The organism is Citromicrobium bathyomarinum, assembly GCF_021021475.1.
Lineage (GTDB): Bacteria > Pseudomonadota > Alphaproteobacteria > Sphingomonadales > Sphingomonadaceae > Alteriqipengyuania > Alteriqipengyuania bathyomarina.
On sequence record NZ_JAINWL010000001.1, the window covers coordinates 974,044 to 1,000,390 of the forward strand.

Sequence of the window (26,347 nt, forward strand, 5' to 3'; positions counted from 1 at the left end):
GCCCGATGCGCCTGTCCATCTTCCCGCTTACCGGCGCGATCCTGTTCCCCGGCCTGCAATTGCCGCTGCATATGTTCGAGCCGCGCTATCGCGCGCTGGTCAGCGATGCGCTGGCGCGCGACCGGCGAATCGCGATGATCCAGCCCAAGACCACGCGCGATGGATCGCCGCTCTACAACATCGGCTGCGTGGGCAAGATCGCCGATGTCGAGGCGATGGACGACGGACGCTACAACCTCGTGCTCGACGGGGAGAGCCGCTTTCGCATGATTCGCGAGCTCGATGTCGCGACCCCCTTCCGCCAGATCGAGGGCGAGCTGATCGCCGAGGACGGCGATGAAGTGCTAAGCGGGATCGAGCGTGCCGGGTTCGAACGCGAAGCCCGCCGTTTCGCCGATGCGCAGGGCTATTCGGTGGACTGGGATGCGGTCGCCCAGCTCGACGACCAGTCGCTGATCAACGGGGTCAGCCAGATCGCCCCCTTCGATGCCGCGTCCAAGCAGGCGCTGCTGGAGACGCCGGACCTTGCCGCGCGGTGCGAGCTGCTGATCCAGCTGATGTATTTCTTCGGTCGCCAGAACGGCACGGACGACCGGGTTACCTTGCAATAGCCGGGGCAGTAACCGGTTCGAGCGCGCCGAGCATGGCCCAAAGTGCGGTGAACGCGTGCCGCTCCGCATCGCGCTTGTTGTAATTGCGCCTCTGCACCACCAGCACGGCATCGTGACTGGGCACGACGGCGACGATGTTGCCGCCATTGCCCTTCATCATCCACGCAGGCACATATTGCTCGCCTGCGCGCAGCGGGGTTGCCCACCACAGGTCGCCGTAGAATTGGTGTTCGCCCAACCTGTGGCGCGGGGTCAGCATCGACTCGATCCACGCGCGGTCGATCACCTGCTGGCCGTCCCATTCCCCGCGATCGAGGACGAGGCGACCGATCTTTAGCAGCGCTTCGTCCGAAATGGTCAGTTGCCCGCCTGACTGGATCTCGCCGCTGCGCGAGGTCCGCCAGATGGGGCGCGCTATGCCGAGGGGGTCGAACAGGCGGCGCTGGACGTAATCGTCGAACCGCTCGCCCGTCGCCGTCTCGACCACTTGGCCGAGGAGGAACACGCCCGCCGTGCAGTAGGAGAACGGGCCATAGCCATTCTCCCCCCGGGTGAAGCCGCGCGCGGGGAGGTCCAGCGCGAAGGCGCGCCATTCGCGCGTCCGGTACATCCGCTCCTCCTGCCCGGGAGACTTCCGGTCCCGGTCATCGCAGTCGAGCGCGCTGGCCATGGCGAGCAGGTCGCCCACCGTGATCGAATCGAAAGGCTCGCCCCGCGAATGGCCGAGGTACGGCCACACCGCCACGTCGCGGCCGGCCAGCTTGCCATCCATAATCGCCATGCCAACCGCCAGCGCGGTGATCGACTTGCCTGCCGACTTGATATCTACCGGAGTGCCGGGTGCCTTCCCGTCGAACCGCTTGCGATAAACGATCTCACCGCCCTGCGTGCTGGCGAGCGCGGCGATATCGCCCAGCTCGCCCTTTTCGATCGCAGCCTCAAGCTGCTCCAGATCGTAGCGCGGCAACGGTTGCGCCGCCGCAGCGCTGCCCAGCAGGCAGGCGAGAAACGTCGCGACGATGATCCTGATCGACATAAGCTCCTCCCGCGAGCGACGTTGCGCCGCTGGCCCCTAACCGCGCGTGAACCGCGCGCGTCCGGAAAGTCGGAGATGTCAGAGCCCGAAGGCGCCGCGCAGCCCGTCGATCACATATTGCGCGGCCAGCGCCGCGAGCAGCACGCCGAGCAGGCGGGTGATGACCGATTCGACCTTGTCGCCGAACAGCCGCATCAGCGGGCCCGCCGCGATCAACGCGACGGCAGTGATCGCGAGCACCGCGGCCAGCGCGCCCAGCACAACGGCCATTTGCTCGACGGATTCCGCCTCGTTCATCAGCAGCATGATCGCGGCAATCGCGCCCGGCCCGGCAAGCATCGGCATCGCCATCGGGAAGACCGAGACGTCCTCCACTTCCGGGCTCGCCGCGATCCGCTCCGCGCGTTCCTCGCGCCGCTGGGTGCGCTTTTCGAACACCATTTCCCACGCGATCCAGAACAGCATCAGTCCGCCCGCGATCCGGAAGCTGTCGAGCTCGATATGCAGTGCGGCGAGCAGGTCGACCCCGAACAGCGCGAACACCAGCAGGATAGCCGCCGCGATCAGGCACGCGCGCAGCGCCATGTTGCGCCGCTGCTGCGCGCTCGCGCCCTTGGTCAGCCCGGCATAGATCGGCGCGCAGCCCGGCGGGTCGACCACGACGAAGAAGGTCACGAAGGCGGAGAGGAAAAGCTCGAACATAGGGGCGCGGCGCTCTCTCGGTCAGTCTTCAGGCGGTGAAACGAGGCGCTTGTCGACAATCGTCTCCCACGCGCCAGAAGTGTAGTAGTCCGCGCGAACGTGTTTGGTTCCGTCCGGCAGCTGCTCCCACACCCAGCGCAGCGTGCCATCGCGGGAGATCTGCTCGCCTCGCTTGGCGTCGCCCCCAGGCCCGAGCGTGGGCGGCGGTGGCACCGTGGCGCCCCCTTTCGGGCAGTCGGCCACCAGGCCCTGCACCGCGTCATAGGCGGTCGCGACGATTTCATCGGGATCGCGCTCTACCGGTGCAGGCTGCGGATCGTCGTAGCCGCCGACGTCGTAGGCCCATTCGTACTCGTCGTCGTTGCGATCGCGCGTCCACACGGTCACGAAATCGCCGACCAGGCCCTCGGGATCGCGGAAGCGCCCCATGCTCACCGCCATCCGCCCGTCGCAGCTCATCATCACGGTACGCGGCGACCACTGGACTGCTGCCGGCGGATTTTCGAGCGTCGCCAGCACCGCCTGCGCAGGCACCGGGCCGTTGCGGCCGTGCAGCAGCGCACCGTCGGCGGCGAAATCGCGGAATGCGGTCCACTGCCCCTTCTCGCGCGCGGCCCGGGCGAACTCGCTCTCGCGCGCGACCACCAGGCTCGGCTGGGCAGTATATTGCGTGGAGGCGAGCGCGCGGTCGATCCGGTCACGCGGGATACGCGGCTGACCACCCGCCGCACACGCACCCAGCGTTGCGGCAAGCGCGATCAGCGCAATGGTCGACGTGGCGCGCATTATAACCCCTCCGGCAGTTCCAGCCCTTCATGCCTATAGGCTGCGACCAGCGTATTGCGAAGCAGCACCGCGATGGTCATCGGGCCGACCCCGCCGGGGACCGGAGTGATCGCGCCCGCGACCTCTTTCGCGGCCTCGAAGTCGACATCGCCGACGAGACGCCCCTTGGTTTCACCCTCTGCAGGGGCAAGCCGGTTTATCCCGACATCGATCACCGTCGCGCCGGGCTTGAGCCAGTCGGCCTTGACCATTTCCGGGCGGCCAACCGCGGCGACGACGATATCTGCGCGGCGGACGACCTCGGGCAAGTCGCTGGTGCGGCTGTGCGCAATGGTCACCGTGGCATTCGCGTCGAGCAGCAGCTGCGCCATCGGCTTGCCGACGATGTTGGAGCGGCCGATGACGACCGCGTTCATCCCCGACAGGTCGCCCAGCCGGTCGCGCAGCATCATCATGCAGCCCAGCGGCGTACACGGCACAAAGCCCTGCTGGCCGACCATCAGCCGCCCCGCGCTTTCGACATGAAACCCGTCGACATCCTTGCCCGGGTCGATCGCTGCGATCACCGCCTGTTCGTCGAGGTCGCCGGGCAGAGGCAGCTGGACGAGGATGCCGTCGACCGCCGGATCGTCGTTGAGCTGCTCGACCAGCGCGATCAGCACATCCTCGGTGGTGTCGGCGGCCAGGCGATGCTCGAAGCTCTCCATATTGGCAGCCACGGTCGCCTTGGCCTTGGAGCGGACATAGACATCGCTCGCCGGGTCTTCACCGACCAGCACCACCGCGAGGCCAGCCTTGCGCCCCGCCTTCTCGGCGAAGATTGCGGCGTGTTCGCCGACCGTTTCGCGCAAGTTTGCCGCGAAGGCCTTCCCGTCGATCAGCTGTGCGCTCACGCAAGGCTCCGGATGACCGATTCGAGGATGATGAGGAAGATCTGCAGCACGATGATCAGCACCAGCGGCGAGAAATCGATCGCACCGGTCTGCGGCAGCATCCTGCGGATCGGGCTGAGGACCGGATCGAGCAGCGAATTGATCGAGCGGTAGACCGCGACAACGAAGTCATTGCCGCGGCTGACGACGTTGAACGCGAGCAGCAGACCGATTACGAACTGGACGATGATCAGCATCACGAACACGTTCGTGAGCAGTTCGACGATCTGGTAGATGGTGTAGAGGGCTTGCATGGTGGCCCTGTCTCCTGAGGTTTCGGTTGAGCGTCTTAGGAGAGTAAGACGCCTCTGAGCGAAGGCAAGGCCGCCCTAGCCGTTTTCGGCCGCCCTGACGAGCGTACCCGCACCGCGGGCGGTGAAGAACTCGAGCAGCATCGCATGATCGACCCGCCCGTCGAGAATGACCGCCGCCTCGCACCCGGCACGGGTCGCAGAAAGGCAGGTCTCCAGCTTGGGGATCATCCCGCCGGTGATGACGCCCTGAGCCCGCAGCGCCTCGATCTTCTGCTCGTCGAGCTCGGTCACCAGGTTGCCCTCGCCGTCGAGCACGCCCGCCACATCGGTCAGCAGCAGCAGCCGCGCCGCGCCGAGCGCACCGGCCAAAGCACCGGCCATGGTGTCGGCATTGATATTGAACGTCTCGCCATGCTCGCCCGCACCGATCGGGGCGATCACGGGGATCAGGCCGCCGCTGGTGGCCAGTTCGATCACCGAGGCATCGATCGCAGCCGGTTCGCCAACGAAGCCGAGATCGACCACCTGTTCGATCGCGCTGTCCTCGGTGCGCGTGTCGCGGGCGACCTTGCGCGCGCGGACCAAGCCCGCATCCTTGCCCGAAATGCCCAGCGCGCGGCCACCGGCGGCGTGGATCGCGGCGACGATCTGTTTGTTGATCGCGCCCGAGAGGACCATCTCGGCAATCTCGACCGTTGCCTCGTCGGTCACCCGCAGGCCATCGACGAAGCTGCTTTCGACACCCAGCCTCCCCAACATCGCGCCGATCTGCGGCCCCCCGCCGTGAACCACCACGGGGTTGATGCCGACCGCCTTCAGCAGCACGATATCCTGCGCGAAGCTGGCCGCGGCGGCATGATCGCCCATCGCGTGGCCGCCGTACTTCACCACGAAGGTGCGCCCGGCGTAGCGGCGCAGATAGGGCAGCGCCTCGATCAGGACGCTGGCCTTGGCGCCCGCGTCCAGCGACGGGTCGGCTGCGGAGGGGGTCTGCGGGGTCTCGCTCATTTTCCGCGCGCTAGCCGCACTCGCCCGATTTGGGAAGGCGGGACTATGCCCACCCTGCCCGTCATGGCGCTACTCGTCGGGAGTCGTTTCCGCTTCCGGCATTGCGTCTGGCTGAGCAGCCTCGTCGGTGGGCGCGGGCGTCATCGCCGTGTCCGGCGTATCGACCGGCACCGCGTCCGGATCCTCGTCGGTGACGATCAACTCGCCGCCGCTCTGGTCGGTAGCGTCGGCCTCGTAGGTCTTTTCGTCCGCCTGCGAGCAGGCTGCGAGCCCGAGCATCGCGGCCAACGGCAGGGCGAGAGCGGCAGTTCGGTTCATCATCGCAGGTCTCCAGTCAGGTATGGTCTCTAGTCGGCAGGCGTGGCCTGAGTGTCAGGCATAGCGGCCTCGCCGCCATCAAGCGAGTCGGTCGTCGCAGTTGCATCCTCGCCCGCGGTGCTGTCGAGGTCGGTGTTGAGCCGTTCTTCCTGCGTGGTCGTGGCGCTGTCGGGCAGAGCAGGCTCGTCGCCATCGGCGTTGAGGAAGACGATCACGGCGGCCACGGCCAGCACGACGATCACTGCGAACCACAGCCACTTGCTCGATCCGCTCTTCTGAATTGCGTCGTCGTCTGCCATTATCCTGTCTCCTGTTGCGTTGGGTTACCCGAACAAGCCGCGAGGGCGCCGCGCAGTTCCGAAAGCGGCTGCGAGCCTGACACACCTGACACACAGTCCAGGGACCAAAAAACCCGCCGCGCCCGCTGCGCGCAGGAGCGGCGGCCACAGGACTGGAACGCGAAACCGGGTCATCCCCGCCATGCTAGCCGAGCCGCTGCGAGTAGGACAGCCAGGGCTCCGCATGGCCCTGCTCGACCGCGTTATGCGGGCCGCCGTGGATATTTGCGGGCGATCGCGCATTATCCATCCCGGGCGCTCAGCGCTGGCACGCGCGATGCCTGCCGGCACAACAAGGTTGTATCGCATGGCAGAGCAAGAAGGCCCGGATCGGGACAAGCCGCAGGGCGTGGACGCAGCCAGGGAGAGCGGCCACGACATCGTGCGCGAGGATCTGGACGATCACGAGCGCGAGATCGTCTCCAGCCACGAGGTCGCCAGCGCCCGGCTGGTCCACGAGATCATCCGCCAGCGCGGGATCGACGAGCTGGAGCGCCCCGCCTCCGCGCTCCTGTGGTCGGCGATTGCCGCAGGCTTCGTGATCGGCCTGTCGCCCTTCGCGATCGGCATTTTTACCAGTGAAGTGGCCGACGGGCCGTGGATGCCGCTGCTGATGGCGCTGGGCTACGCGATCGGCTTCATCGCGGTGATCTCAGGGCGGCTGCAATTGTTCACCGAGAGCACGATCACCGCAGTGATCCCGCTGGCGACCACGCCATGCTGGCGCAATTTCCACCGCACCCTGCGGCTGTGGGCGATCGTACTGGCGGGCAATATGGTCGGCACCTTCGCCTTCGCCCTGTTCGTCCACTTCAACCTCGCGGGCCAGCCAGAGATCGGCCGCCAGATCCAGCAGAATTCGCTGGACGCAATCACGCTATACATGGCCGCGCCCTTCCTGAAGGGCATCCCGGCCGGCTTCATGCTCGCCGCGCTGGTGTGGGCGATGCCCAATCTCGAACGGCAGGAGATTTTCATCATCGCCGCGATCACCGGCCTGATGCACCTTGGCGGAGTCGCGCACTCGATCGTCGGATCGGCGGAGCTGTGGATCACCATGCTCGACGGGAACATCGGCCTGGCGCAGGGCCTGTCCGGGTTTCTGGTGCCTGCGGTCCTCGGCAATGTGGTGGGCGGCGGGGTGCTGTTCGCGCTGCTCGCCCATGCGCAGGTCGTGCCCGAGCTCGACACTGGCTACGTCTATGGCGAGGAACGCCCCCGCACGCGCCGCAACCGGAGGCGCTAGCCCAAACCCTCTCCCCAAAGCGTTGCGACACGGGCGCACGGGCCTATGATCGCAGCGGGCTTTGCAAGCGGGGGCGAACATGAGTGACTGGGATGACACGCGCGAGCGCAGGACGGCACAGACCGAAGTGACCTTCCAGCGCCCGGCGATCGTCGCGGGGCTCTATCTGGCGACGCTGATCCTTGGCCTCTCGGTCTTCGTCGGGCTGATCCTCGCCTATGTCTGGCGCGGGGAGAATGATGGGGAGCCGTGGGAGGAAAGCCACTTCACCTATCTGATCCGCACCTTCTGGATCGGCTTTGGGGTAAGCGTCGCGATGGTGGTCACCGTGCTGGGCGCAGCGGTGTGGATCGCAGCGGCAAACCCTTCCCGGGACGACCCGCCCGCAGAGCTGGTCGTTCTGGTGGTCGCGATGGTCGGGGCCGGGTTTCTGACGATGATCTGGTATTGCGTGCGCAGCGTCCTGTCGCTGGTCGCCGCGGCCAACCGGCGGCCGATGCCCAACCCGCAGACCTGGTGGTTCTAGGCGGGCCGACGCGCGGGCCGGTGGCAATCCGCAACCGAACTCCCGCTTTTTTTGAATGACTTAGCCCGCGCCGTTTACCTCCTGTTGAGAGGTTTCGCGCGAACATCGCGCGCATGGGTGAGGAGTCTCATTACCGGCGCACCGGCCTGCGCAGCAGCCAGCGTGGCACGCCGCGCGCGAACGCCCGCGCATCCTCGTGGCGCGGCGCGATCACCCCGCTGACCATCGTGCTGCCGCTCGGCCTGTTTGCAGTCCTGTTCCCGTGGAAGGCGGTGATGGGAGAGGCGGCGAGCGACAATCCGTCCGCGCCCGTGCCGGTCTCCGCGCAATTCGCGCTGTGCGTGGGCGGATCGCGCCATACCTGCGTGGTCGATGGCGACACGATCTGGCTTCATGGCGAGAAGATCCGCATCGCCGATATCGACGCGCCGGAGATTTCCCAGCCGTCCTGCGAGGCCGAGCGGATCGCCGGCACCCGCGCGACCGAGCGCCTGACCCGGTGGCTCAACGAAGGCGCGTTCGAAGTCCACCCCACCCCCGACGGCCGCGACACCGACCGCTACGGCCGCAAACTGCGCGTCCTCGCACGCAGCGGCGAGAGCGCGGTCGAGACGCTGGAGGCGGAGGGGCTGGCTACCCGCTGGGGCGGCAACGGGCGGGAGTGGTGTTGAGGGGCTGGAACGCGCACATGCCAAACTACTGGGAAAGGAAAATCACGACGCTCCCGCTACGCTGCTATCTGCAACTTCTGTATACGCTTGATCGATTATAGAACCATATTTTCGTTCTACCATCTTGGTAGCGTCTGATTCGAATTCAGGGTGTTCGCGAGATATTCCTAGTATATTGCTAGCTATGGATATTGAATTGTGATGGAAATCGCCCAATCTTTCGCACTGTATTTCAAGCGAACGAATGAGATGCTCCATCGAAGATCCAATGTCGCCTTCGTCGAACTCGCATTTAGCAAGGAAATTCAGCGCTCTTGCCGTGTGGGGATGCCTCTCACCGAAGAGCGTGCGCGACTCTTTGAGATTTAGCTCTAGTAGCTTTCGCGCTTCTGAGATCTTCCCTTTAACTCGTAATGTTTCAGCTAGACCGTTGCGCGCTGCCGCAATCACTTCATTGTCGCATGCATTCGCAACCAATCCAGACAGGGCCCGGCTGTGAAAATCCTCGGCGGAATTCAGATCGCCACCCACGAAGTTTATATTCCCCATATTCATGAGTAGATTGAAGTAAAAGCAATCTTCACGCTTGCCTAACTTCTCAAAAGTAGCCAAGGCTGCTGTGGTCTGCACCCGCGCTTCGTCCAATTCACCTAAGTCATACAACTGCCCGGCCATTAGCGCTCGGGCTTTTGCAGTAGCCTCGCTCAACTCACCATATGACTTAGCGGTTTTTTCCACCAAGCGAGTACTTAAGCTTAGTGCGGTCCTCTGGTCGCCTGCATACCATAAGAACCTTGAAGCTTGTCCAAGCGCATACTCTGACTCATGGAGCATCAAAGACTTGCTGTAAGCATCGGCAGCGCCCGGCCAGTCAGCTCTTTCAGCGCGAGACATCGCGATGCCGAGGAAAGCTGACGCGGCGTCTTTAAGTTGGGGATCAATGGCTCTCAAATATTCAGAAAAGTGTCTCTCCGCATCATCCAACTCCCGCCTATTAAAAGCCACCAGCGCTTCAGAGAATGTCTCCTCATAGCCTGAAGACAAATCATCAAATCGCCCTTGCAGCTCCGCATTCTGCTGCACTGAGAGATTATAGGCCTCTCTTACATCCTTTAATTTTTTATCAAGTTCAGATATTTGAATTCGTAAGCTGGCTTCATTTCCTTTTGATACACCCTCAACCGTCCCTAGAAGCTCCTCCCGCTCAGCCTCGAGTATTTTCCGAAATTCCTCCAAAGTAGGGATTTCGTTGCTGTGGTGATTTTTGGCACCCGACCAGTGCTTAAATATGGCCCAACCCGCCAAAGCGACAGCACCAATAATGGCTCCCAAAATACCGAGTGCGCGAGCGTTTTGCTCTTCCCCTATGAATTTGAAGAACTCTACCAAGGTCTCCATACTCGTTTCGAGGCTTACTCCGCCGCCTGCACGCCCCCAGCATCATCGCCGAACAGCCCCGGGCCGTCGTCCTCGGCGCCTTCCACCTCGTTCGCGGCCTTGGCCTTGTTGCGCTTGTCGAAGGTGCTCCACACCGTGTTCCAGTCGCCCTTGGTGGCGCCCTTGGAATATTCGGTGGCGCGCTGTTCGAAGAAGTTGGCGTGCTCCACGCCGTTGAGCAGCGGGGTCAGCCAGGGCAGCGGGTGCTCGTCGATCATGTAGATCGGCTGGAGGCCCAGCTGGCCCAGCCGCCAGTCCGCGATGTAGCGGATGTACTTCTTGATTTCCTTCGCGGTCATGCCGCTGACCGGGCCCATTTCGAAGGCGAGGTCGATGAAGTTGTCTTCCAGCCGCACCGACTTCTGGCAGATGTCGATGATGTCTTCCTTCACCGCCTTGGTGTAGCAGTCCCGCTCCCGCACGAATTCGTGGAACAGGCGGATGATGCCTTCGCAGTGGAGGCTTTCGTCGCGGACCGACCAGCTGACGATCTGGCCCATGCCCTTCATCTTGTTGAAGCGCGGGAAGTTCATCAGCATCGCGAAGCTGGCGAACAGCTGCATGCCTTCGGTAAAGCCGCCGAACGCGGCGAGCGTGCGCGCGATATCCTCGTCCGTGTCGACCCCGAACTGCTGCAGGTAGTCGTGCTTGTCCTTCATCTCCTCGTACTCGAGGAACATGCCGTACTCGCTCTCGGGCATGCCGATCGTGTCGAGCAGGTGGCTGTAGGCCGCGATGTGGATCGTCTCCATGTTGGAGAAGGACGCGAGCATCATCTTGATCTCGGTCGGCTTGAACACCCGGCCGTATTTCTCGTGATAGCAGTCCTGCACCTCGACATCGGCCTGGGTGAAGAAGCGGAAGATCTGGGTGAGCAGGTTACGCTCGTGCTCGGACAGCTTCTGCGCCCAGTCGCGGCAATCCTCGCCCAGCGGCACTTCCTCGGGCATCCAGTGAACCTGCTGCTGGCGCTTCCAGAAGTCGTACGCCCACGGATATTCGAAAGGCTTGTAGGTCTTGCGGGCTTCGAGCAGCGACATTGGGTGTTCTCCGGGGCGCGGGGGCCTTCTTCGGTGTTTACGATCTTACTGGGTGGACCAACATAAGGAATCACAGCGGTGATTCGATAGCAAGAGCGGCCACTGGGTCGGGGATAAGCAGCGCGGCCTGCCCGCGTCTTTGACGCAGATCACCGTTAGCCGGGGGTTATCGCGGCAAAGAGGAAATAGAGCCCCGCCAGGATCGCGGCCCCGAAAGCGAGCGTCACGAACAGCCCCGGCATCGAATCGCCGTCGATCGAGCGCATCCAGCGCTGGTGTTCTTCCTCTTCCTCCAGCGCGGCGAGTTCGTCGGGCGACAACGCGTTGCGCTTGACCTTCTCCCACATCCACGCACACGCGGTGATGAAGGCGAGGGTGAGCATTGCTGCCGCGAAGCCCCACCCCTTGCCCAGCATATGCTCGAGTTCGTCGGCGAAGTTGATCTGAAAAACCAGCAAGGCGGGCGTGCCGATGAATATGAAGGCGAAGCCCGTCGCGATGTCACGGAGCGATCGCGGGCGCGTCTCCTCGTCATGGTCGAGCGCCAGCAGCGCACCGCGCTCGTGATCGCCCTTCTCGATCGCGCGGCGCATGCGCCAGTCGCGCCAATGCCAGCGCCCCCACAGGACCACCCCGATAGCTGCGACTATCAGCGCCGGGACCGCAATCATTTGCAGGTCGCCCCACGAAAGATCCGCCGCACCGATATGCAGAGCTACGTCTCCCCCCATCGGCTCAGAATGCCGCACTCACACCGTCGCCGCAAGCGCACGCATGGCCGCTCCCGCTCCGCCGCTTCGGAACGATTCACCCGCTCCATCCATTGGTTTCATGTAAGACAGGCCGACACAGGCCTTTGAAAATAAAGAACGATTGGAGCAATTTATGTTCGAGAAGATCCGCATCAAGGAACACATGGAAATCGTCGATTCGACCGGCCAGCACGTCGGCACGGTCGATGAGGTCGCAGACGAACGCATCAAGCTGACCAAGTCGGACGCGATGGACGACCAGCACCACTTCATCGCGCTCGACGCGGTCGAAAAGCTCGACGACAACCGCGTCGTCCTGAAGGAAGGCACCCCGCTGCCCGTCGGCCTCGGCAACAAGGCAACCACGCCTGCGTAACTCTTGCGCATAGGCACAACGTGCGGGCGCCCCCCAAGGCCCGTCACGCCAGAACCCCGGCCCGCATTACGCGCGCCGGGGTTTTTGCTGTCGGAGGCGCGCGGCACCCGATCAGGCCTGGGATATCGCCAGCATCCGGCGCGTGGTGCGAAGCGCCGCCTCGAACGGCTCGTGCGAACGCTCGATCTTCACCATCACGCTCGCGCCGAGCCAGAGATTGTACAGCGATGCGGCAACATCGCCCGCATGGCCTTCGAAACGCAGCGAACCATCGGCGATGCCCGCCCGCAGCATGGCCTCCAGCCGTGAGACCACACCGCCCGTTCCAGCCTTGAGCGCCAGCCGCATGGGCTCCGACAGGTCGGCGACTTCCGCGCCAAGCTTCACCGCGAGGCACCGGCCCTGGCAATCATACGCAACCTGGTTCTCCCGCCAGTCGGCGAAGTAGAGCATCAGGCGTTCGGCCGCGGTCAGGCCGGACCTGCCGATGATCGCGTCCATCCCGGCCAGGTAATCCTCGAAATAGGCGGCGACCATCGCCTCCCCGAAGGCGTCCTTCGACGCGAAATAGTGGTAGAAGGAACCCTTGGGCACACCGGCCGCGGTGAGGATTTCGGTCAGGCCGACACCCGAATACCCCTTGCGCCCCATGATCGCCTGTCCGGCTGAGAGAATGGCGGAGCGGGTATCCTGCGCAGGTGAAGCGGTGGCCATGGGCATGATATAGGCATGGCTAGACCGGTCGTCTACCCGAGGACGCTTCCGAGATCGACTCGGCTTACGCCAGCTTTCACGAGTATCAGCTTTATCTACGTCCGGACGGCGATCGGCGAGGTCAAACTAGGCATAGCGATGCTCTAGACGACCGGTCTAATTATCCCTATATCTCGCTCCATCGACCCGGCTGCGGTGTCGCTGTGCTGTCGCATCGAAGCGAGTGGCGACGGCGGCATGGCCGACCGGTCTATCCATGGGCGGCCAGTTTGTGCCGCAACGAAGGAGATTATCATGAAGGTCCTGATGGTACTGACCTCGCACGATCGGCTCGGCGAGACGGGCAAGAAGACAGGCTTCTGGCTCGAAGAGCTGGCCGCGCCCTACTACGCGTTCAAGGATGCCGGGGCGGACATCACGCTCGCCTCGCCCGCTGGCGGACGCCCGCCGCTCGACCCCAAGAGCAGCGAGCCCGATGCCCAGACCGACGACACGCGCCGCTTCGAAAGCGACGATGCTGCGATGAAGCAGCTGGGCGGAACCGTGAAGCTGGCGGATGTGAAGGCGGCCGATTTCGACACGGTCTTCTACCCCGGCGGCCACGGCCCGCTGTGGGATCTGGCCGAGGACAAGACCTCGATCGCGCTGATCGAAAGCTTCATCGCCGCCGACAAGCCCGTCGCGCTGGTGTGCCACGCACCCGGCGTTCTGCGCCATGTGAAGGCACAGGACGGCCGTCCGCTGGTCGAGGGCAAGCGCGTGACCGGCTTCACCAATACCGAGGAAGAAGGCGTCGGACTGACCGACGTGGTGCCCTTCCTGGTCGAGGAAGAGCTGAAGGCCAAGGGCGGCGACTATTCCAGCGGCCCGGACTGGGGCCCCTACGTGCTGGAGGACGGCCTGCTTATCACCGGCCAGAACCCCGCCTCGTCCGCCCCCGCCGCCAAGGCCCTGCTCAAGGCGCTCGAAGCAGCCGGGTGACGGCTCAGGCCGCGATCATTCGCCTCCGGGCGCGATTGCATGATCGCCGCTTGGCGAACCTGACGAAAACCCCGGCTCGCCGATCGGCGCGCCGGGGTTTTCTTTGAATGACGCATCCATTCGGGACGCGGATTGCGGCTATCAGTTTGCTTGCGCAGCCCCAATCAGTGCCAACCTACTGACAGGCGAGGCATTCCTCGTAATCGGTCTGCTCGCCCGTGCCAGCCGCCAGCTCGTACTTCGCCGCTTCGGAGGTGTTGTCCGCCTCCACGCCGCCGGCAAAGCCTGCGCGCTGAATGCTCTTGCTCCGCAGGTAGTAGAGCGATTTGATCTTCTTCTCCCACGCGTGGAAGTGGAGCATCATCAGATCCCACTTGTCGACATCGGCAGGGATGAAGAGGTTGAGGCTCTGCGCCTGGTCGATCATCGGCGAACGGTCCGCCGCGAATTCGAGCAGCCAGCGCTGGTCGATTTCGAAGCTGGTCTTGTAGATCGCCTTTTCTTCCGGCGTCAGGAAGTCGAGGTGCGCCACGCTGCCGCCGCGTTCGAGGATCGAATTCCACACATTGGTCGAATCCTTGCTCTTCTTCGCCAGCAGCTCCTGCAGGTACGGGTTCTTGACGATGAAGCTGCCCGACAGGGTCTTGTGCGTGTAGATATTCGCCGGGATCGGCTCGATGCAGGCAGACGTCCCGCCGCAGATGATACTGATCGACGCGGTCGGCGCGATCGCCATCTTGCAGCTGAAGCGCTCCATCGCGCCCATTTCCTCGGCATCGGGGCACGGGCCCCGCTCATGCGCGAGCATCATCGAGGCTTCGTTGGCCGCGGTGCTGATGTGCTGGAACATCTTGATGTTCCACGCCTTGGCCATCGGCCCTTCGAGCGGCAGGTTCTTGCTCTGCAGGAAGGAGTGGAAGCCCATCACGCCCATGCCGACGCTGCGTTCGCGGCTGGCGGAATACTTGGCCCGCGCCATTTCGGGCGGGGCGCGGTCGATATAGTCCTGCAGCACGTTGTCGAGGAAGCGCATCACGTCCTCGATGAACTGCTTGTCGCTGTTCCACTCGTCCCACTTTTCGAGGTTGAGCGAGCTAAGGCAGCACACCGCCGTGCGGTCGTTACCGAGGTGGTCGCGGCCCGTGGGGAGAGTGATTTCGCTGCACAGGTTCGAGGTCGAGACCTTGAGGCCCAGATCGCGGTGATGCTTGGGCATCATCGAATTCACCGTGTCGGAGAACACGATATACGGCTCACCCGTCGCCAGCCGGGTTTCGACCAGCTTCTGGAAGAGGCTGCGCGCGTCGACCGTCTTGCGCACCGATCCATCGCGCGGGGAAACAAGATCGAATTCCTCGCCCGCGCGGACCTTTTCCATGAACTCGTCGGTGACGAGCACGCCATGGTGCAGGTTCAACGCCTTGCGGTTGAAGTCGCCCGAGGGTTTGCGGATTTCGAGGAATTCCTCGATCTCCGGGTGGCGGATGTCGATATAGCACGCGGCCGAGCCACGGCGCAGCGAACCCTGCGAAATCGCCAGCGTGAGCGAATCCATCACGCGCACGAAGGGAATGATGCCGCTGGTCTTGCCGTTGAGGCCGACCGGCTCACCGATCCCGCGGACATTGCCCCAGTAGGTGCCGATCCCGCCGCCCTTGGACGCGAGCCACACGTTCTCGTTCCAGGTGTCGACGATGCCGTTGAGGCTGTCTTCGACCGAGTTGAGGTAACACGAAATCGGCAGGCCGCGATTGGTGCCGCCGTTCGACAGCACCGGGGTCGCGGGCATGAACCACAGGTTCGAGATGTAATCGTACAGACGCTGCGCATGCGCCTGGTCGTCGGCATAGGCATCGGCGACGCGGGCGAACAGGTCCTGATAGGATTCGCCCGGCAGCAGGTAACGGTCTTCCAGCGTCTCCTTGCCGAATTCGGTCAGGTTCGCATCGCGCGCGGAATCGGTGACGATCTCGAACCGGCGCGGGTTGATCTTCTTGCTGTCGGAGGTGTCGGCGGCGCTCGCCGCGACCGCCCTGGCCATCGCCTCGGCGGTGGCTTCGGCGACCAGTTCGCCCGAGCCGCGATCATCCTTGTCCATCGTAACTGCCTTCTTCTGGGCCTTGCCGGATGCCTTCGCACCCTTTTGCCCTTTGCCGCCGGCGGTCTTGCCGCCCGTCGTTTTGCCGTGGGGGCGTGCCGTGTCTTCGCCCATATTGGAAATATCGGCCTCGCCAGTGCTGAATTCCATAGCTCGCCCCTAACGCATTGCCCGAATGGTGCGCCGTGGTGACGCCCCATGCTGTTTCCTAAACCGCGCATTGGCGGATCTTGCCCGCACTATCACGCGTCCCCCGCGAGAGCCCTGCTCCCGGACCGCGTCCGTATCGCGAAGGACAGCAAACATGAATCAGCCAGCCGGGTGGCGCAAGGGTGGGGCGACTCAAAAAACCACGGGACGGCCCGCCAAAGGGTCTGGACGAGTCGTCAAAGGCACCGGGTGCGCCGATTCGGGAGCCGCGGTCCGGCGCAACCAAACTGTGGGTAAAAACCGCTAGGTGGATTCAGCTTGCCAGGCGGGTGCGCTAGCAGCGCCCGCTTCGCGAAAAGCGCTTCGAAAAAATGCATCGGGCATATCCTCGAACGCAAGAATCGACGAAAAAGGCCCCCGCCATTTCTGACGGAGGCCCCTTGCCGGAAAGACCGGCGAATTAGGCGCGAAGCCTTATTCCATTTCGTCGGCGCGTTCGTTGAGCGCGTCGGCACGTTCGTCGCCGATGTCGTCGATTTCCTCGGCGCGGGCGTTGAGCGCATCTTCCTGCGCATCGGTCGGCGCTTCGTCGGCGCGTTCTTCCATCGCTGCGGCCTGATCATCGCCGTAATCTTCGACCGCGTCGGCGCGCTCTTCGAGCATATCGCCACGCTCTTCGACGGCGTCATCCTGGCCACACGCGCTCAGCGCGAGGGCGGCGACCGGCAGGGCGGCGAAAAATGCGAACTTCTTCATGACGTCTGTCCTTGCTGTTGCTTCCGCCCCGGTGGGCGGCACACCCCACCAATGGCTCAGCGCCCCGATTCAGCCATAATTAGCAATTGTTATGCCGGTGGAAAACGGGATCAGGCCGGTATTGCGCCGCGACAGGCCTGCTTGGCGCGGTAGAGATCGCGGTCGGCGGCATCGAAGGCGCTGTTCGAATCGCGGTGGCCCTGCGCTCCGCCCAGCCGCGCCAGCCCGAAGGAGAAGCCCAGCGGCTGATCGTCGATCAGGGCGGCGGGCTGCTGGTGCAGCGCATCGCGAATCCGCACGAGCACCTGCCCCGCCGCATCGGGGTCGAGATCCGCAAAGTAGATGACGAACTCGTCTCCCCCCCAGCGGGCGGCGGTGTCAGCCTCGCGGGTATGCGCGCGAATTCCGCCGGCAATCGCGCGCAGCGCGCGGTCGCCCGCAGCATGGCCCAGAGTGTCGTTCACTTGCTTGAACCGGTCGCAGTCGAGCACCGCGATCGTTCCGCTGCCTCCGCTGGCGAGCACCGCCTGGAGACTTTCGTTGAGCCCGCGCCGGTTGCGCAGCCCGGTCAGCGGATCACTGCCGGCAAGACTGCGGACCTTCTCCACCCGCTCGCGCGTCGCCTGCGCGGCAAGCTCCACCGCGGCGAGCAGCTGGCCCGCCATGTCGGGGCCGCCTTCCGGAATGCGCTCCACCATCTCGCCGCGCTGCACCCGGCGCAGCTGTTCGGTCGCGATCCCGATCGGCTTGAGCAGACCGGCCATGCCCAGAATTGCCGCGCCGGTGCCCAGCACCGTGGCAAGCAGGATCGGCCAGAAAACCGCCCAGCTCCACGTACCCAGCCAGGCCATCGTGCCGGCAAAGGCGAGGATCGGCAGGTGGACCGAAACGAAGCACAACAAGAAGATGCGCAAGATGTAGTGGCGGGGAAACACCCGCCGGGTGGCACAATAGAACCGCACCGAAAATGGCCTCCGTGATGGAACGAGGCCTCCCGTCCGGGGAGCGGGCTATCAGGGAAGGGGTTAACGGTTTCTCACCCCGGCCTGTCCGCCGACGGGGACGGGCTCAACGCGGTAGCAGCACGGTATCGCGGGCAATGCTGTCCGTCTGCGGATGGTCGAGAGTGAAGTGCAGCCCCCGGCTTTCCTTGCGTTCGAGCGCGCAGCGCACGATCAGCTCGGCCGCCTGGACGAGGTTTCGCAGCTCGATCAGATCGGTCGTCACCCGGAAGCTGCCGTAATAGTCGTCGATCTCGCTCTGGAGCAGGCGGATGCGGTTCGCCGCCCGTTCGAGTCGCTTGGTCGTGCGCACGATGCCGACATAGTTCCACATGAAGCGGCGGATCTCGGTCCAGTTCTGCTTGATGACGACGGCCTCGTCCGAATCGGTCACCCGGCTCGCGTCCCACGGGCGGATTTCCGGCGGCGCGTCGAGCTCGTCCCACATCGACAGGATATCGCGCGCCGCCGCCTCGCCGAAGACGAAGCATTCGAGCAGGCTGTTGGAGGCGAGGCGGTTGGCCCCGTGCAGCCCGCTTTCGATACACTCGCCCGCCGCCCACAGGCCGGGCAGATCGGTGCGCGCATAGAGGTCCACCAGAACCCCGCCGCAGGTATAGTGCTGCGCGGGCACCACCGGGATCGGTCCGGTGGTCATGTCGATGCCGAGGCCGAGCAGCTTCTCGTGGATCGTGGGGAAATGCTCCTTCACGAATTCGGGCGGCTGGTGGCTGATGTCGAGATGGACGTAGTCGAGCCCGAAGCGCTTGATCTCGGCATCGATCGCGCGGGCCACGACGTCGCGCGGCGCCAGCTCCAGCCGCTCGGGATCATAGAACTCCATGAACCGCTTGCCCGTGCGCGGGTTGTAGAGCCGCCCGCCCTCGCCCCGCACCGCTTCGGTAATCAGGAAGTTCTTGACCTCGAGGTTATAGAGGCAGGTCGGGTGGAACTGCATCATTTCCATGTTGGCGACCCGCGCGCCCCCGCGCCACGCCATCGCGATGCCATCGCCGGTCGCTCCGCGCGGCGCAGTGCTGAACAGGTAGCAGCGCCCCGCCCCGCCTGCCGCGAGCACGGTCGCGCGCGCGACATGTGCCTCGACCTCGCCGGTTTCCTCGTTGAGCGCATAGGCACCCCACACCTGGCCTGCGCCCGAATAGCGCAGCTCGTGTCGCCCGGTGATCAGGTCGACGCAGGTGCGGCCCGGCAGCAGGGTGATGTTGGGGTTTTCCTCCGCCGCCTTGAGCAGCGCGGACTGCACCGCCCAGCCGGTGGCATCGTTCACATGCACGATCCGGCGATGCGAGTGCCCGCCCTCGCGGGTCAGATGCAGCGCACCGCTTTCCTTGTTGAAGGGCACGCCCAGCTCGATCAGCCGGTCGATCGCATGGGGCGCGCGTTCGATCACGAATTCGACCGTCTCGCGATCATTGAGCCCCGCGCCAGCGACCATCGTATCGCGGATATGATCTTCGAAGGTGTCGCCCGCGTCGAGCACGGCGGCGATCCCGCCCTGCGCCCAAGCCGTGCTGCCCCCGGTGAGCGAGCCCTTGGCGAGCACCAGCACCTTCTTCTCTTCGGCAAGGGCCAGCGCCGCGGTGAGGCCAGCCGCGCCCGAGCCGATCACGAGGACATCATGTTGCGCGCTTTGCTGTGTCATATCCGATGCAGCTATGACGGCTTTTGTCATTGGACAAGCAAGAAGGGATTGGGTGAAGCGAAGATAGACCGACACCACCGGGGATCGCATCAATGTCCAGCAAGCTTTTCGCCGCACTCTTCGCGAGCCTCGCCATCGCCGCATCGGCGGCAAGTGCGCAGCAGCCTGCCGAGGAGGTACTCCTTCAGTTTACGGACGGGGCCGAATTCGCGACGGTCAGCCGCACGGAGACGACCTGTTCGATGCTGTTCGGGAACGAGGCGGACAAGACCGCCGTCACGCTCCTGATCGGTAAGACGACTGTCACGAGCCAATTGTACATCATAAGTTTGGCAGATGTCGGGGCCAATGCCGAACAGTTCGACTTCAGGCGCCTGACGCCCGACGGGATCGTCACCGATCGCAAGGCCTTTTTCAAAACGGAGCAGGGTCCGGGCATCTTCGAATATGCGTCATCCCTCGAGGCGCTGCAGCTCGATTTCGACGATATCCAGAAGACCGGCGGTTTTCTGATAACCAAACCGGGCGACGAAAGCGCAGCCGTTCTGGTGAAGTTCAACGGCGTCGCGCGCGACCGGACCATCGCGGCGATGGGCGAATGCCTCGCCAGCCAGCCCTCGCACTGGTCGTTGGACGACTAGGCCTGCCGCGCGGGCACTTTTCGCTTGATCGCGCCCGGTTCGCGGTGTGCAAACACTCATGGACCCGGGAAAGCGAAAGCAGCTGGAAGAACGGCGCGCGGCGCTGAAGGCGAACCCGCCACCGCCCAGCGTGAAGGGGACCATCATCCCGCGCCTTGTGGAACGCGGAGTTCCGCACGAGCCTCGCTTCGACGGGATCTGGACACCGCCTTACATCCGGATCGCAGGCAATGGCGTGTGGTGGCCCGATTGCCCCGAGCCTGCCGATAGCGACCACTGCTGGCTCAATGACGCGGACGACCCCGATGGCAGCCGGACCGCGCAAAAGCGCATCGATGTGATCGGCGCGATGATCGCCCGCGCGACCGGCCCCGACACCACGATTCGCTTCTCCTACGATACCGGTCTCGAAACCGACGTCTCGCTGGCGGCGAGCGATGGAATCGCCCATCTCGACGTGCTGCTCGATTTCGGCTGGACGATCTGGATCACGGGTTATCCCGAGAACTGGCTGATCGAGCTGGATGGCGAACATATCGCGCGACTCGCCCTGCCGCCCGGCTCGTCGGGCTAGGAGCAGCCCCAGCGCGATCGGGAGGTGGTCACGCGGCCCGCGCGGAACCTGAGCCGGTGCCTGAGACGCCGCTGGAAGGAGGAGGAGTCGGCGCGGGAGGTCCGGCCCATGCGATGCCCGCATCGATACAGGTCCGGTTCCTGCCATTATGCTTCGCCGCATAGAGGCGCCGGTCGGCCAGCTTGATACACGCATCGGTGACGCCGCCCGTCTCGCTCGGCATCGCGATACCCGCGCTGAACCGCAGCCGGTAGCCGGGGGCGAAATCGAACTCCTCCAGCGCCGCCTCGCTTCGGACCCGTTCGATGATGTCGAGCGCATCCTTCAGCCCGGTCGCGGGCAGGATGACGAGGAATTCCTCCCCACCCCAGCGCCCGACGATGTCGGTCGGACGGACGCATCGCTCGACCACCCGGGCGAACTGGCTCAGCACCTGGTCGCCCGCGTCGTGACCGAAGGTGTCGTTGCACGATTTGAAATGGTCGATGTCGAGCAGCGCGAACGAGGCACGCGGCTGCGGGGCATCCGGTCCGGGCAAGGCCGCGTCAACCCGCTCCAGCGTCGCGCGACGATTGGCGAGTCCCGTCAGCGGGTCGGTCATCGCAAGGCGGCGGAAGCGGCGGCGGTTCCGCAGGAGGAAGAAGATCAGCGTGCCGAGCAGGAGCAGCGTGGTGGTCGAGCCCGCGATCACCGCGATCGCGAGCCGCAGGCGCGTGCTGCTCGCTCGCTCTTCCTCGGCCAGCCGATTCTGCAGCTCGCGGGTCTGGAAGCGCGCCTGAAGGGCAGCCGCTCCACTTTGCATGTCGGCGTTATGGAAGGTTTTGGTAGCCTCGTTCGCCTCGCGCATCTGTTCGTAAGCCTGCGCGTTGCGTCCAAGCGCGAAAAGAGCCTGCGCCCGGGTCTCCAGCGCCATGACCCAGTCGTCGGAAGCGTTCTCCTGCTTGCCCTTCGCGATCACGGGATCGAGGATCGCAAGAGCCCTCCCCGGATTGCCGCGCTCGACAAACAGTTTCGCCATCAGCGCGGTGGCGGGCAGGGCCATCGCCTCGTCCGGTTTGCCCAGGCCCTGATAGGCACGCTCGCATTCGGGCGCCGCATCGGCGATCTTGCCCCCTTCGAGCGCGGCCTGGCACACGCCGAGCAGCGCGTAATCGACGGCATACTGATTGTCGTAACTGCGGGCCTGCTTTGCCGACTCCCTGAAATCGGCAACGGCCTTGGTCCAGTCCCCGTCTTTGAGCTCGGTATATCCGCGCACGAGCAGCTCGTTCGCGGCGAGGTCGCTCATCCCCAACTTCAGCTGGATGGCGAGCGCTTCGGAGTGCAGCTGTTTCGCATAGTCGAAATCGTGACTGTTGGAGACCAGATAGGCGAGCGCCGAAGCCGCCTCCGCGCGCGCGGGCGAGGACTTGTCGTCTGCGCTGTTGAGATAGGCCTGCGAGGCGAACGTGAAGGCTTCGCGCGGTTTTTCCTGAAAGCTGTAGTTGAAGGCCAGATCGACCGCGCGGCAGGTTTTGGCGCTGCTCCCATCCGGCAAAGAGCGATAGCCGCGCAGGAGCGAGGGCATCGCGCGCCGTTTTGCGGCCTCGTCCGGCAGATCGTAATAGGCGTTCATCTGCAGCAGGATATTGGCCGGTGCCCGCTCTGAGAGCTCGCTCGCCGCGCTGCGCGCCTTCTTGAGCGCGGGCGCGGAATCCGCACCGCCCATCATCAGTGCCTTGGCCTGGACGATATACAATTCGGCCAGCCGACGCTTGTCCAGCGGATCGGTATCCGCGATTTCCTGTGCAATGCTGTCGAGCGCGGCGAGCGGGTTGCGGCCGACCTCGATTTCAAGCCGGGTTATGACCGGATCGGCGCTTCCCACGCAGGCGCTGGCCTGTCCGGCGCAAACGGCGCATGTCAGCGCAATCAGGAAAGAGGCCTGACGCAGCCATGCGGGCCGCAGGTGATACAAAGGTGGCAAATGTGCCATGCAGCCGTTCTAACGGCTGGTGATTGACCAATGGTTATCGCGCCGTGCACCAGTTTGCGGACAAACCGATGCAAAGTCAGCTTGTTACCCCGCGCCGGTCAGCTGGACGAACACGTCCTCCAGATCGGGTTCGAGGGTCGAGACATCCTGGATCGCGTAGCCGTGGCCCTGGGCGATGAAGCCATGACGCGGCACGCTGGAGTCCGCAGATGTAACTCTTCAGCGGCCAGGCGGCATATTCTTGCGCAGGTGCCCGTTGGCCTAACAGTCATTGTCAATTGAATGCGTTCGAATGCCGCATATCACGGCTCTGCTGGTATTTTGCCAAGATGTAACGCGGAAGAAGGATGCAGCCATGAAAGCCCGGAACCCAATCACATTGCTTGCTGCTATCGCGGCAACGGCGGCATCCGCACAAACCGCCCCCGAGGAACCACTGCAACTGTTCCAGGAGGTCGAAGGCGCGTACATGATGAACGTGCGCAAGGCAGCCGGGATCGAGTGTCAGATCGCGCAATTTACGGGACCCGGCGTGACGATGCTGATGATCGCGCAAACCGGATCGGGCGACTCCTACGTTTCGATCTTCACGCCGATCAATCCGAATGCTCCGTCATTCCGCCAGAACATCCGGCTAGAGCTGTCGGCCGCCGCGGCGAAGTTCGATCTGGATGTGGACATGGAAATCAAGCCGCATCCGAACACGGCCGATCACTGGGTTTTGTCCGGCAAGATTTCCCCTAACGAAGCAACGGCAATACTTATCAGCGAACGCGTCACGGTGAAGACCAGCGAAGGCAGCTTCCTTGCGACGATAGCTGCCCCATCGACCCTGAAGGCCGAAGCAATGCGTGCCTATAATGCTTGCAAAGCAACGCTCTAGCGGTCCTGCCCTGTGCCGGTGAGCTGAACAAAGACATCTTCGAGATCCGGCTCCAATGTCGAGACATCCTGGATCGCGTAGCCGTGGCCCTGCACGATCGTCAGCACCTGGCCTGCGGTCATCCTGTCGCGGTCGTATGTGACCTCCAGCGTGCGCGGCGCGGTGACTTCGGACCGGGTGAAGGCCGGGTCCATCAGCGCGCCCGCCAGCGGCTTGTCCACGTCCAGCCGGATGATCTTCTCGCGCGCCATGCTGACCAGTTCGCGGGTCGGCTTGTTCGCGATCAGCTCGCCATGGTTGATGATCGCGATCCGGTCGCACAGCTGCTCGGCCTCTTCGAGGTAGTGCGTGGTCAGGACCACGGTGACGCCTTCCTTGTTCAGCTGGGTCACCAGTTCCCACAGCTGGCGGCGCAGTTCGACGTCGACGCCCGCGGTCGGCTCGTCCAGCACCAGGATCGGCGGGGAATGGACCATCGCCTTGGCGATCAGCAGGCGGCGTTTCATACCGCCCGACAGCGTGCGGGCGTAGGCATCGCGCTTGTCCCACAGATGGACCGCTTTCAGCAGTTCCTCGCTGCGCCGCTCGGCTTTCGGGATCCCGTAGAAGCCGCCCTGATTCTCCAGCACCTCGAACGGGGTGAAGAACGGGTCGAACACAATTTCCTGCGGCACGATGCCGATCGCGCGCTTGGCATTGCGCGGGTTTTTCGCGGTGTCGAAGCCCCAGATCTGCGCGCTGCCGCTGGTCCGCGTGACCAGCCCGGCGAGGATGTTGATCAGCGTGGACTTGCCCGCGCCATTGGGGCCCAGCAGGCCGAAAATGCCGCCCTGCGGGACATCGAAGCTGACTCCTTTGAGCGCCAGTTTGCCCTCGCTCTCCCCCTTGGCGGGGGCATAGCGTTTGGTCAGGTTGTCGATCGAAATTGCGGGCCGGTTTTCCATGCCGCCGCCCTAAAACGCATCGCCCCGCTTGGCCACCGCTTTGCGCGCGTCCTGTTGCGCACATGCTCTTGCCGTGCGGCAAGCACGAAGATATGCGCGTGCCTATGTCGATCATGCCGCCCCCGCCCGAGATCTCCAAGGTGACCACCCGCCGCGTCTGGTGCGATGGCGCGACCGACATTCGCACGGGCGAGAACTACAAGCCCGCAGCCCTCGGCCATCCGAAGATCTATCTCGAAATCGACGAGCACGGCTATGTCGATTGCGGCTATTGCGACCGGCGTTTCGTGCTCGAAGGCGGGCCTGCCGACGGTGTCGACCAGGCCAGCTTGCGCGATATTTCCGAAGGCGCGGACCCGGGGCACCCCTAGGGGCCCATCCCCAAATATCGGCAGAGCGCCCCCGGGGGCAGGCCCGCCGGGAGCATCGGCGATTCTCAGGCGTTGTTCAGACTGGGTGCGCTATCACGCTCGCCTCAGAGGGACGATTTTTGCCGAGGATATCGCCATGACCAATCGTTTTCGTTTCGCCATCCCCATGCTTGCCGCGCTTGCCGTCGCCAGCACCCCCGCGCTCGCCGAAAGGCAGACGGGAGAGGAAAAACTCGCCAAGATGCTCGAAGGTCGCGAGGCAGGTCAGCCGCAGAAATGCATCATGGCCCGCCCGGTACGCAGCACGAAGATCATCGACGGTACCGCGATCGTCTACGATGCCGGCGGCACGCTCTACGTCAATTACACCCAGAATCCCGAGGATCTGGACGATGATGACTATCTGGTCGTACGCCGCCAGGGCATCAACCTGTGCCGCAGCGACATCGTGACCACGCGCACCCCGGCCGGTAATTTCTATTCCGGCAACGTCTTTCTGACCGATTTCATCCCCTACAAGCGGGTCGAACGCGGCAGCTAAACCGCCCCATTATTTCTCAAACCAAAAGGCCGTCCGGAGCAATCCGGGCGGCCTTTTTCGTGTGAGCGGCAGATATGCGTCTAGCCTGCCCGCGCACGCCCGGTTCCGCAAAGTGCCTGCGCCGGACACTCACCGCACGCCATGCTGGCGGGGCGACAGAAGGCACGGCCGATCTCCTTCATCAGCAGATGATGCTCGTCGTAATCGGCGGCGCTCCATTCGGACGGCATTGCTGACATGATCGCCGCGTAGGCGCGCGCGGTATCGGCCTTTTGCGGGACCAAACCCATCCGCTGGAGCACCCGGCGGTGGTGCGAATCGAGCACCAGAGCCTTGCGGTCGAGCGTGGAGGCATTGACCACCCCTGCCGCGATCTTGCGCCCCACGCCGGGCAGCTGCTCCAGCCACGCCATCGCCGCGTCGGTCTCCATCGGTTAGAGATGCGACAGGTCGACCGCGCCGCGCCGCGCGACCAGATCGGTGAGGCACGCTTTCAGCCGCTCGCCCGCAACATTGGGGTAGGTCTGGGTGGCGAGCTGCGCCTGCAAGGCTTCGAGCGGCGCATCGGCCACAGCCTCCCACGATCCATATTCGGCCAGCAGCCGGTCGGTCGCCGCATTGGAGGTTTCCGAGCGCGTGCGCGCGCCGATCACACCCTGCACCAGCACCCATTCGGGCGCGCGCCTCTCCCTCGGCGCACGCTCGATCCGCCCGAACCGCTGGATCAGCCGCGGCTGAAGCTGGCGTAGCGTTTCGGTCCGCGGATCATCGCCAAGGGGAAGCTGCATCGCCCCGGCATAGGCTGGCGCTCGCAAGGACCGCAAGCGGCCTGGCAGATGATGGTCAGCCGCCCAGACCCGTCTTGGCGACGATCTTGCGGCCGACGAACCACGAGATCGGAACCGCGAGAACGAAGCCCGCCGCCGAGGCGACCGCAATCGGCCGCCACCCGGCCTGCATATCCATCGACAGGACGGCGATAACGGCGATGCCCATGAGAGTGGTCGCTACGATCGGTAAAA

Annotated in this window: 32 protein-coding genes; 11 read left to right on the forward strand and 21 right to left on the reverse strand. The window is 64.3% G+C overall.

All coding sequences use genetic code 11. The features are described 5' to 3' along the window. Positions 1–5 precede the first annotated feature (5 nt). The gene (locus K7H93_RS04990) at positions 6–611 is read left to right on the forward strand and encodes an LON peptidase substrate-binding domain-containing protein (RefSeq protein WP_230782740.1); all 606 of its coding nucleotides are present in this window, start codon (positions 6–8) and stop codon (positions 609–611) included. On the opposite strand, the gene K7H93_RS04995 is transcribed toward K7H93_RS04990, so the two are convergent. The 8 genes from K7H93_RS04995 to K7H93_RS05030 form a co-directional block, all read right to left on the reverse strand. Further along, complete coding sequence (locus K7H93_RS04995; RefSeq protein ID WP_230782741.1) at positions 598–1,647, reverse strand: serine hydrolase domain-containing protein; 1,050 nt, start codon at positions 1,645–1,647, stop codon at positions 598–600. The two genes, K7H93_RS04990 and K7H93_RS04995, sit on opposite strands and share 14 nt — an antisense overlap. Before the next feature lie 78 nt (positions 1,648–1,725). Next, the gene (locus K7H93_RS05000) at positions 1,726–2,349 is read right to left on the reverse strand and encodes a MarC family protein (protein WP_230782742.1); all 624 of its coding nucleotides are present in this window, start codon (positions 2,347–2,349) and stop codon (positions 1,726–1,728) included. A gap of 21 nt (positions 2,350–2,370) precedes the next feature. Continuing rightward, complete coding sequence (locus K7H93_RS05005; RefSeq protein WP_230782743.1) at positions 2,371–3,135, reverse strand: hypothetical protein; 765 nt, start codon at positions 3,133–3,135, stop codon at positions 2,371–2,373. Continuing rightward, positions 3,135–4,028, reverse strand: a complete 894-nt coding sequence (folD, locus tag K7H93_RS05010) for a bifunctional methylenetetrahydrofolate dehydrogenase/methenyltetrahydrofolate cyclohydrolase FolD (RefSeq protein ID WP_230782744.1) — start codon at positions 4,026–4,028, stop codon at positions 3,135–3,137. Before folD ends, K7H93_RS05005 begins: the two co-directional genes overlap by 1 nt. After that, positions 4,025–4,321, reverse strand: a complete 297-nt coding sequence (locus K7H93_RS05015) for a YggT family protein (protein WP_054523527.1) — start codon at positions 4,319–4,321, stop codon at positions 4,025–4,027. The genes folD and K7H93_RS05015 overlap by 4 nt, the downstream gene beginning before the upstream one ends. Before the next feature lie 75 nt (positions 4,322–4,396). Continuing rightward, positions 4,397–5,329, reverse strand: coding sequence for an acetylglutamate kinase (gene argB, locus K7H93_RS05020; protein ID WP_054526378.1), 933 nt, complete (start codon positions 5,327–5,329; stop codon positions 4,397–4,399). A gap of 69 nt (positions 5,330–5,398) precedes the next feature. After that, positions 5,399–5,650 (reverse strand): hypothetical protein, encoded by a 252-nt coding sequence (locus tag K7H93_RS05025; protein WP_054526379.1) that lies wholly within the window; start codon positions 5,648–5,650, stop codon positions 5,399–5,401. A gap of 26 nt (positions 5,651–5,676) precedes the next feature. Continuing rightward, positions 5,677–5,946, reverse strand: coding sequence for a hypothetical protein (locus K7H93_RS05030; protein ID WP_230782745.1), 270 nt, complete (start codon positions 5,944–5,946; stop codon positions 5,677–5,679). Between the two features lie 346 nt (positions 5,947–6,292). Between K7H93_RS05030 and K7H93_RS05035 the strand changes: the two genes are divergently transcribed. The 3 genes from K7H93_RS05035 (at position 6,293) to K7H93_RS05045 (ending at position 8,428) form a co-directional block, all read left to right on the forward strand. Continuing rightward, on the forward strand, positions 6,293–7,231 hold the full coding sequence (locus K7H93_RS05035) for a formate/nitrite transporter family protein (RefSeq protein WP_230782746.1): 939 nt from the start codon (positions 6,293–6,295) through the stop codon (positions 7,229–7,231). Between the two features lie 79 nt (positions 7,232–7,310). After that, positions 7,311–7,757: a DUF4870 family protein gene (locus K7H93_RS05040; RefSeq protein ID WP_230782747.1), complete on the forward strand. Its 447-nt coding sequence runs from the start codon at positions 7,311–7,313 to the stop codon at positions 7,755–7,757. A gap of 113 nt (positions 7,758–7,870) precedes the next feature. Further along, the gene (locus K7H93_RS05045) at positions 7,871–8,428 is read left to right on the forward strand and encodes a thermonuclease family protein (RefSeq protein WP_230782748.1); all 558 of its coding nucleotides are present in this window, start codon (positions 7,871–7,873) and stop codon (positions 8,426–8,428) included. Between the two features lie 42 nt (positions 8,429–8,470). Here K7H93_RS05045 and K7H93_RS05050 read toward each other — a convergent pair whose 3' ends face one another. The 3 genes from K7H93_RS05050 to K7H93_RS05060 all read right to left on the reverse strand — a co-directional run bounded on the left by K7H93_RS05050 (position 8,471) and on the right by K7H93_RS05060 (position 11,636). Further along, positions 8,471–9,817, reverse strand: a complete 1,347-nt coding sequence (locus tag K7H93_RS05050; RefSeq protein WP_230782749.1) for a tetratricopeptide repeat protein — start codon at positions 9,815–9,817, stop codon at positions 8,471–8,473. Positions 9,818–9,840: 23 nt separating this feature from the next. Further along, a complete protein-coding gene (locus tag K7H93_RS05055; RefSeq protein WP_230782750.1) occupies positions 9,841–10,905 on the reverse strand; it encodes a ribonucleotide-diphosphate reductase subunit beta in 1,065 nt (354 codons plus the stop codon). Positions 10,906–11,060: 155 nt separating this feature from the next. Beyond that, positions 11,061–11,636 (reverse strand): hypothetical protein, encoded by a 576-nt coding sequence (locus tag K7H93_RS05060; protein ID WP_230782751.1) that lies wholly within the window; start codon positions 11,634–11,636, stop codon positions 11,061–11,063. A 154-nt stretch (positions 11,637–11,790) separates the two neighbouring features. Between K7H93_RS05060 and K7H93_RS05065 the strand changes: the two genes are divergently transcribed. Beyond that, positions 11,791–12,033, forward strand: coding sequence for a DUF2171 domain-containing protein (locus tag K7H93_RS05065; RefSeq protein ID WP_010233876.1), 243 nt, complete (start codon positions 11,791–11,793; stop codon positions 12,031–12,033). Between the two features lie 111 nt (positions 12,034–12,144). Here K7H93_RS05065 and K7H93_RS05070 read toward each other — a convergent pair whose 3' ends face one another. Beyond that, positions 12,145–12,747 (reverse strand): TetR/AcrR family transcriptional regulator, encoded by a 603-nt coding sequence (locus tag K7H93_RS05070; protein ID WP_230782752.1) that lies wholly within the window; start codon positions 12,745–12,747, stop codon positions 12,145–12,147. Between the two features lie 294 nt (positions 12,748–13,041). Here K7H93_RS05070 and K7H93_RS05075 point away from each other — a divergent pair, with 294 nt between their 5' ends. Continuing rightward, positions 13,042–13,728 carry a type 1 glutamine amidotransferase domain-containing protein gene (locus tag K7H93_RS05075; RefSeq protein ID WP_230782753.1) on the forward strand — a complete coding sequence of 229 codons (687 nt, stop codon included), beginning with the start codon at positions 13,042–13,044 and terminating at the stop codon, positions 13,726–13,728. A 175-nt stretch (positions 13,729–13,903) separates the two neighbouring features. Here the strand turns inward: K7H93_RS05075 and K7H93_RS05080 are convergent, their stop codons facing one another. From K7H93_RS05080 to nadB, 4 genes are all read right to left on the reverse strand, one after another. Then, on the reverse strand, positions 13,904–15,976 hold the full coding sequence (locus tag K7H93_RS05080; RefSeq protein ID WP_230782754.1) for a ribonucleoside-diphosphate reductase subunit alpha: 2,073 nt from the start codon (positions 15,974–15,976) through the stop codon (positions 13,904–13,906). A gap of 474 nt (positions 15,977–16,450) precedes the next feature. After that, positions 16,451–16,732, reverse strand: coding sequence for a hypothetical protein (locus tag K7H93_RS05085; RefSeq protein ID WP_010233872.1), 282 nt, complete (start codon positions 16,730–16,732; stop codon positions 16,451–16,453). 110 nt (positions 16,733–16,842) lie between these two features. Next, positions 16,843–17,646, reverse strand: a complete 804-nt coding sequence (locus K7H93_RS05090) for a GGDEF domain-containing protein (RefSeq protein WP_230782755.1) — start codon at positions 17,644–17,646, stop codon at positions 16,843–16,845. A gap of 154 nt (positions 17,647–17,800) precedes the next feature. Further along, positions 17,801–19,396 (reverse strand): L-aspartate oxidase, encoded by a 1,596-nt coding sequence (gene nadB, locus K7H93_RS05095; RefSeq protein ID WP_010233869.1) that lies wholly within the window; start codon positions 19,394–19,396, stop codon positions 17,801–17,803. 92 nt (positions 19,397–19,488) lie between these two features. Here nadB and K7H93_RS05100 point away from each other — a divergent pair, with 92 nt between their 5' ends. After that, positions 19,489–20,037 carry a hypothetical protein gene (locus K7H93_RS05100; protein ID WP_230782756.1) on the forward strand — a complete coding sequence of 183 codons (549 nt, stop codon included), beginning with the start codon at positions 19,489–19,491 and terminating at the stop codon, positions 20,035–20,037. A gap of 58 nt (positions 20,038–20,095) precedes the next feature. Further along, positions 20,096–20,611, forward strand: coding sequence for a hypothetical protein (locus tag K7H93_RS05105; protein WP_230782757.1), 516 nt, complete (start codon positions 20,096–20,098; stop codon positions 20,609–20,611). Positions 20,612–20,639: 28 nt separating this feature from the next. Here K7H93_RS05105 and K7H93_RS05110 read toward each other — a convergent pair whose 3' ends face one another. Continuing rightward, positions 20,640–22,586 carry a GGDEF domain-containing protein gene (locus K7H93_RS05110; RefSeq protein WP_230782758.1) on the reverse strand — a complete coding sequence of 649 codons (1,947 nt, stop codon included), beginning with the start codon at positions 22,584–22,586 and terminating at the stop codon, positions 20,640–20,642. A gap of 355 nt (positions 22,587–22,941) precedes the next feature. Between K7H93_RS05110 and K7H93_RS05115 the strand changes: the two genes are divergently transcribed. Further along, complete coding sequence (locus K7H93_RS05115) at positions 22,942–23,469, forward strand: hypothetical protein (RefSeq protein WP_230782759.1); 528 nt, start codon at positions 22,942–22,944, stop codon at positions 23,467–23,469. Here K7H93_RS05115 and K7H93_RS05120 read toward each other — a convergent pair. Continuing rightward, positions 23,466–24,413: an ABC transporter ATP-binding protein gene (locus K7H93_RS05120; protein WP_197635305.1), complete on the reverse strand. Its 948-nt coding sequence runs from the start codon at positions 24,411–24,413 to the stop codon at positions 23,466–23,468. The genes K7H93_RS05115 and K7H93_RS05120 overlap by 4 nt on opposite strands. A 113-nt stretch (positions 24,414–24,526) precedes the next feature. Between K7H93_RS05120 and K7H93_RS05125 the strand changes: the two genes are divergently transcribed. Then, complete coding sequence (locus tag K7H93_RS05125) at positions 24,527–24,784, forward strand: zinc-finger domain-containing protein (protein WP_029140212.1); 258 nt, start codon at positions 24,527–24,529, stop codon at positions 24,782–24,784. 136 nt (positions 24,785–24,920) lie between these two features. Next, the gene (locus tag K7H93_RS05130; protein WP_010233858.1) at positions 24,921–25,325 is read left to right on the forward strand and encodes a hypothetical protein; all 405 of its coding nucleotides are present in this window, start codon (positions 24,921–24,923) and stop codon (positions 25,323–25,325) included. A gap of 80 nt (positions 25,326–25,405) precedes the next feature. Here K7H93_RS05130 and K7H93_RS05135 read toward each other — a convergent pair whose 3' ends face one another. Genes K7H93_RS05135 through K7H93_RS05145 form a run of 3 tightly spaced genes read right to left on the reverse strand, consistent with a single transcriptional unit; the run spans position 25,406 to position 26,321 of the window. Then, positions 25,406–25,756 (reverse strand): endonuclease III domain-containing protein, encoded by a 351-nt coding sequence (locus K7H93_RS05135; RefSeq protein ID WP_230782760.1) that lies wholly within the window; start codon positions 25,754–25,756, stop codon positions 25,406–25,408. 3 nt (positions 25,757–25,759) lie between these two features. Then, on the reverse strand, positions 25,760–26,113 hold the full coding sequence (locus K7H93_RS05140; protein ID WP_230782761.1) for a hypothetical protein: 354 nt from the start codon (positions 26,111–26,113) through the stop codon (positions 25,760–25,762). 55 nt (positions 26,114–26,168) lie between these two features. Beyond that, positions 26,169–26,321 carry a hypothetical protein gene (locus tag K7H93_RS05145; RefSeq protein WP_230782762.1) on the reverse strand — a complete coding sequence of 51 codons (153 nt, stop codon included), beginning with the start codon at positions 26,319–26,321 and terminating at the stop codon, positions 26,169–26,171. Positions 26,322–26,347 lie beyond the last annotated feature (26 nt).

Coding starts and splice junctions, on each gene's coding strand:
- K7H93_RS05105 (WP_230782757.1), top strand. CDS start 20,096: ATGGACCCGGGAAAGCGAAAGCAGCTGGAAGAACGGCGCGCGGCGCTG.
- nadB (WP_010233869.1), bottom strand. CDS start 19,396: ATGACACAGCAAAGCGCGCAACATGATGTCCTCGTGATCGGCTCGGGC.
- K7H93_RS05110 (WP_230782758.1), bottom strand. CDS start 22,586: ATGGCACATTTGCCACCTTTGTATCACCTGCGGCCCGCATGGCTGCGT.
- K7H93_RS05125 (WP_029140212.1), top strand. CDS start 24,527: ATGCCGCCCCCGCCCGAGATCTCCAAGGTGACCACCCGCCGCGTCTGG.
- K7H93_RS05055 (WP_230782750.1), bottom strand. CDS start 10,905: ATGTCGCTGCTCGAAGCCCGCAAGACCTACAAGCCTTTCGAATATCCG.
- K7H93_RS05135 (WP_230782760.1), bottom strand. CDS start 25,756: ATGGAGACCGACGCGGCGATGGCGTGGCTGGAGCAGCTGCCCGGCGTG.
- K7H93_RS05005 (WP_230782743.1), bottom strand. CDS start 3,135: ATGCGCGCCACGTCGACCATTGCGCTGATCGCGCTTGCCGCAACGCTG.
- K7H93_RS05075 (WP_230782753.1), top strand. CDS start 13,042: ATGAAGGTCCTGATGGTACTGACCTCGCACGATCGGCTCGGCGAGACG.
- K7H93_RS05070 (WP_230782752.1), bottom strand. CDS start 12,747: ATGGCCACCGCTTCACCTGCGCAGGATACCCGCTCCGCCATTCTCTCA.
- K7H93_RS05040 (WP_230782747.1), top strand. CDS start 7,311: ATGAGTGACTGGGATGACACGCGCGAGCGCAGGACGGCACAGACCGAA.
- K7H93_RS05030 (WP_230782745.1), bottom strand. CDS start 5,946: ATGGCAGACGACGACGCAATTCAGAAGAGCGGATCGAGCAAGTGGCTG.
- K7H93_RS05000 (WP_230782742.1), bottom strand. CDS start 2,349: ATGTTCGAGCTTTTCCTCTCCGCCTTCGTGACCTTCTTCGTCGTGGTC.
- K7H93_RS05115 (WP_230782759.1), top strand. CDS start 22,942: ATGAAAGCCCGGAACCCAATCACATTGCTTGCTGCTATCGCGGCAACG.
- K7H93_RS05080 (WP_230782754.1), bottom strand. CDS start 15,976: ATGGAATTCAGCACTGGCGAGGCCGATATTTCCAATATGGGCGAAGAC.
- K7H93_RS04990 (WP_230782740.1), top strand. CDS start 6: ATGCGCCTGTCCATCTTCCCGCTTACCGGCGCGATCCTGTTCCCCGGC.
- argB (WP_054526378.1), bottom strand. CDS start 5,329: ATGAGCGAGACCCCGCAGACCCCCTCCGCAGCCGACCCGTCGCTGGAC.
- K7H93_RS05045 (WP_230782748.1), top strand. CDS start 7,871: ATGGGTGAGGAGTCTCATTACCGGCGCACCGGCCTGCGCAGCAGCCAG.
- K7H93_RS05060 (WP_230782751.1), bottom strand. CDS start 11,636: ATGGGGGGAGACGTAGCTCTGCATATCGGTGCGGCGGATCTTTCGTGG.
- K7H93_RS05015 (WP_054523527.1), bottom strand. CDS start 4,321: ATGCAAGCCCTCTACACCATCTACCAGATCGTCGAACTGCTCACGAAC.
- K7H93_RS05065 (WP_010233876.1), top strand. CDS start 11,791: ATGTTCGAGAAGATCCGCATCAAGGAACACATGGAAATCGTCGATTCG.
- K7H93_RS05140 (WP_230782761.1), bottom strand. CDS start 26,113: ATGCAGCTTCCCCTTGGCGATGATCCGCGGACCGAAACGCTACGCCAG.
- K7H93_RS05120 (WP_197635305.1), bottom strand. CDS start 24,413: ATGGAAAACCGGCCCGCAATTTCGATCGACAACCTGACCAAACGCTAT.
- K7H93_RS04995 (WP_230782741.1), bottom strand. CDS start 1,647: ATGTCGATCAGGATCATCGTCGCGACGTTTCTCGCCTGCCTGCTGGGC.
- K7H93_RS05025 (WP_054526379.1), bottom strand. CDS start 5,650: ATGATGAACCGAACTGCCGCTCTCGCCCTGCCGTTGGCCGCGATGCTC.
- K7H93_RS05085 (WP_010233872.1), bottom strand. CDS start 16,732: ATGAAGAAGTTCGCATTTTTCGCCGCCCTGCCGGTCGCCGCCCTCGCG.
- K7H93_RS05100 (WP_230782756.1), top strand. CDS start 19,489: ATGTCCAGCAAGCTTTTCGCCGCACTCTTCGCGAGCCTCGCCATCGCC.
- K7H93_RS05145 (WP_230782762.1), bottom strand. CDS start 26,321: ATGGGCATCGCCGTTATCGCCGTCCTGTCGATGGATATGCAGGCCGGG.
- K7H93_RS05130 (WP_010233858.1), top strand. CDS start 24,921: ATGACCAATCGTTTTCGTTTCGCCATCCCCATGCTTGCCGCGCTTGCC.
- K7H93_RS05035 (WP_230782746.1), top strand. CDS start 6,293: ATGGCAGAGCAAGAAGGCCCGGATCGGGACAAGCCGCAGGGCGTGGAC.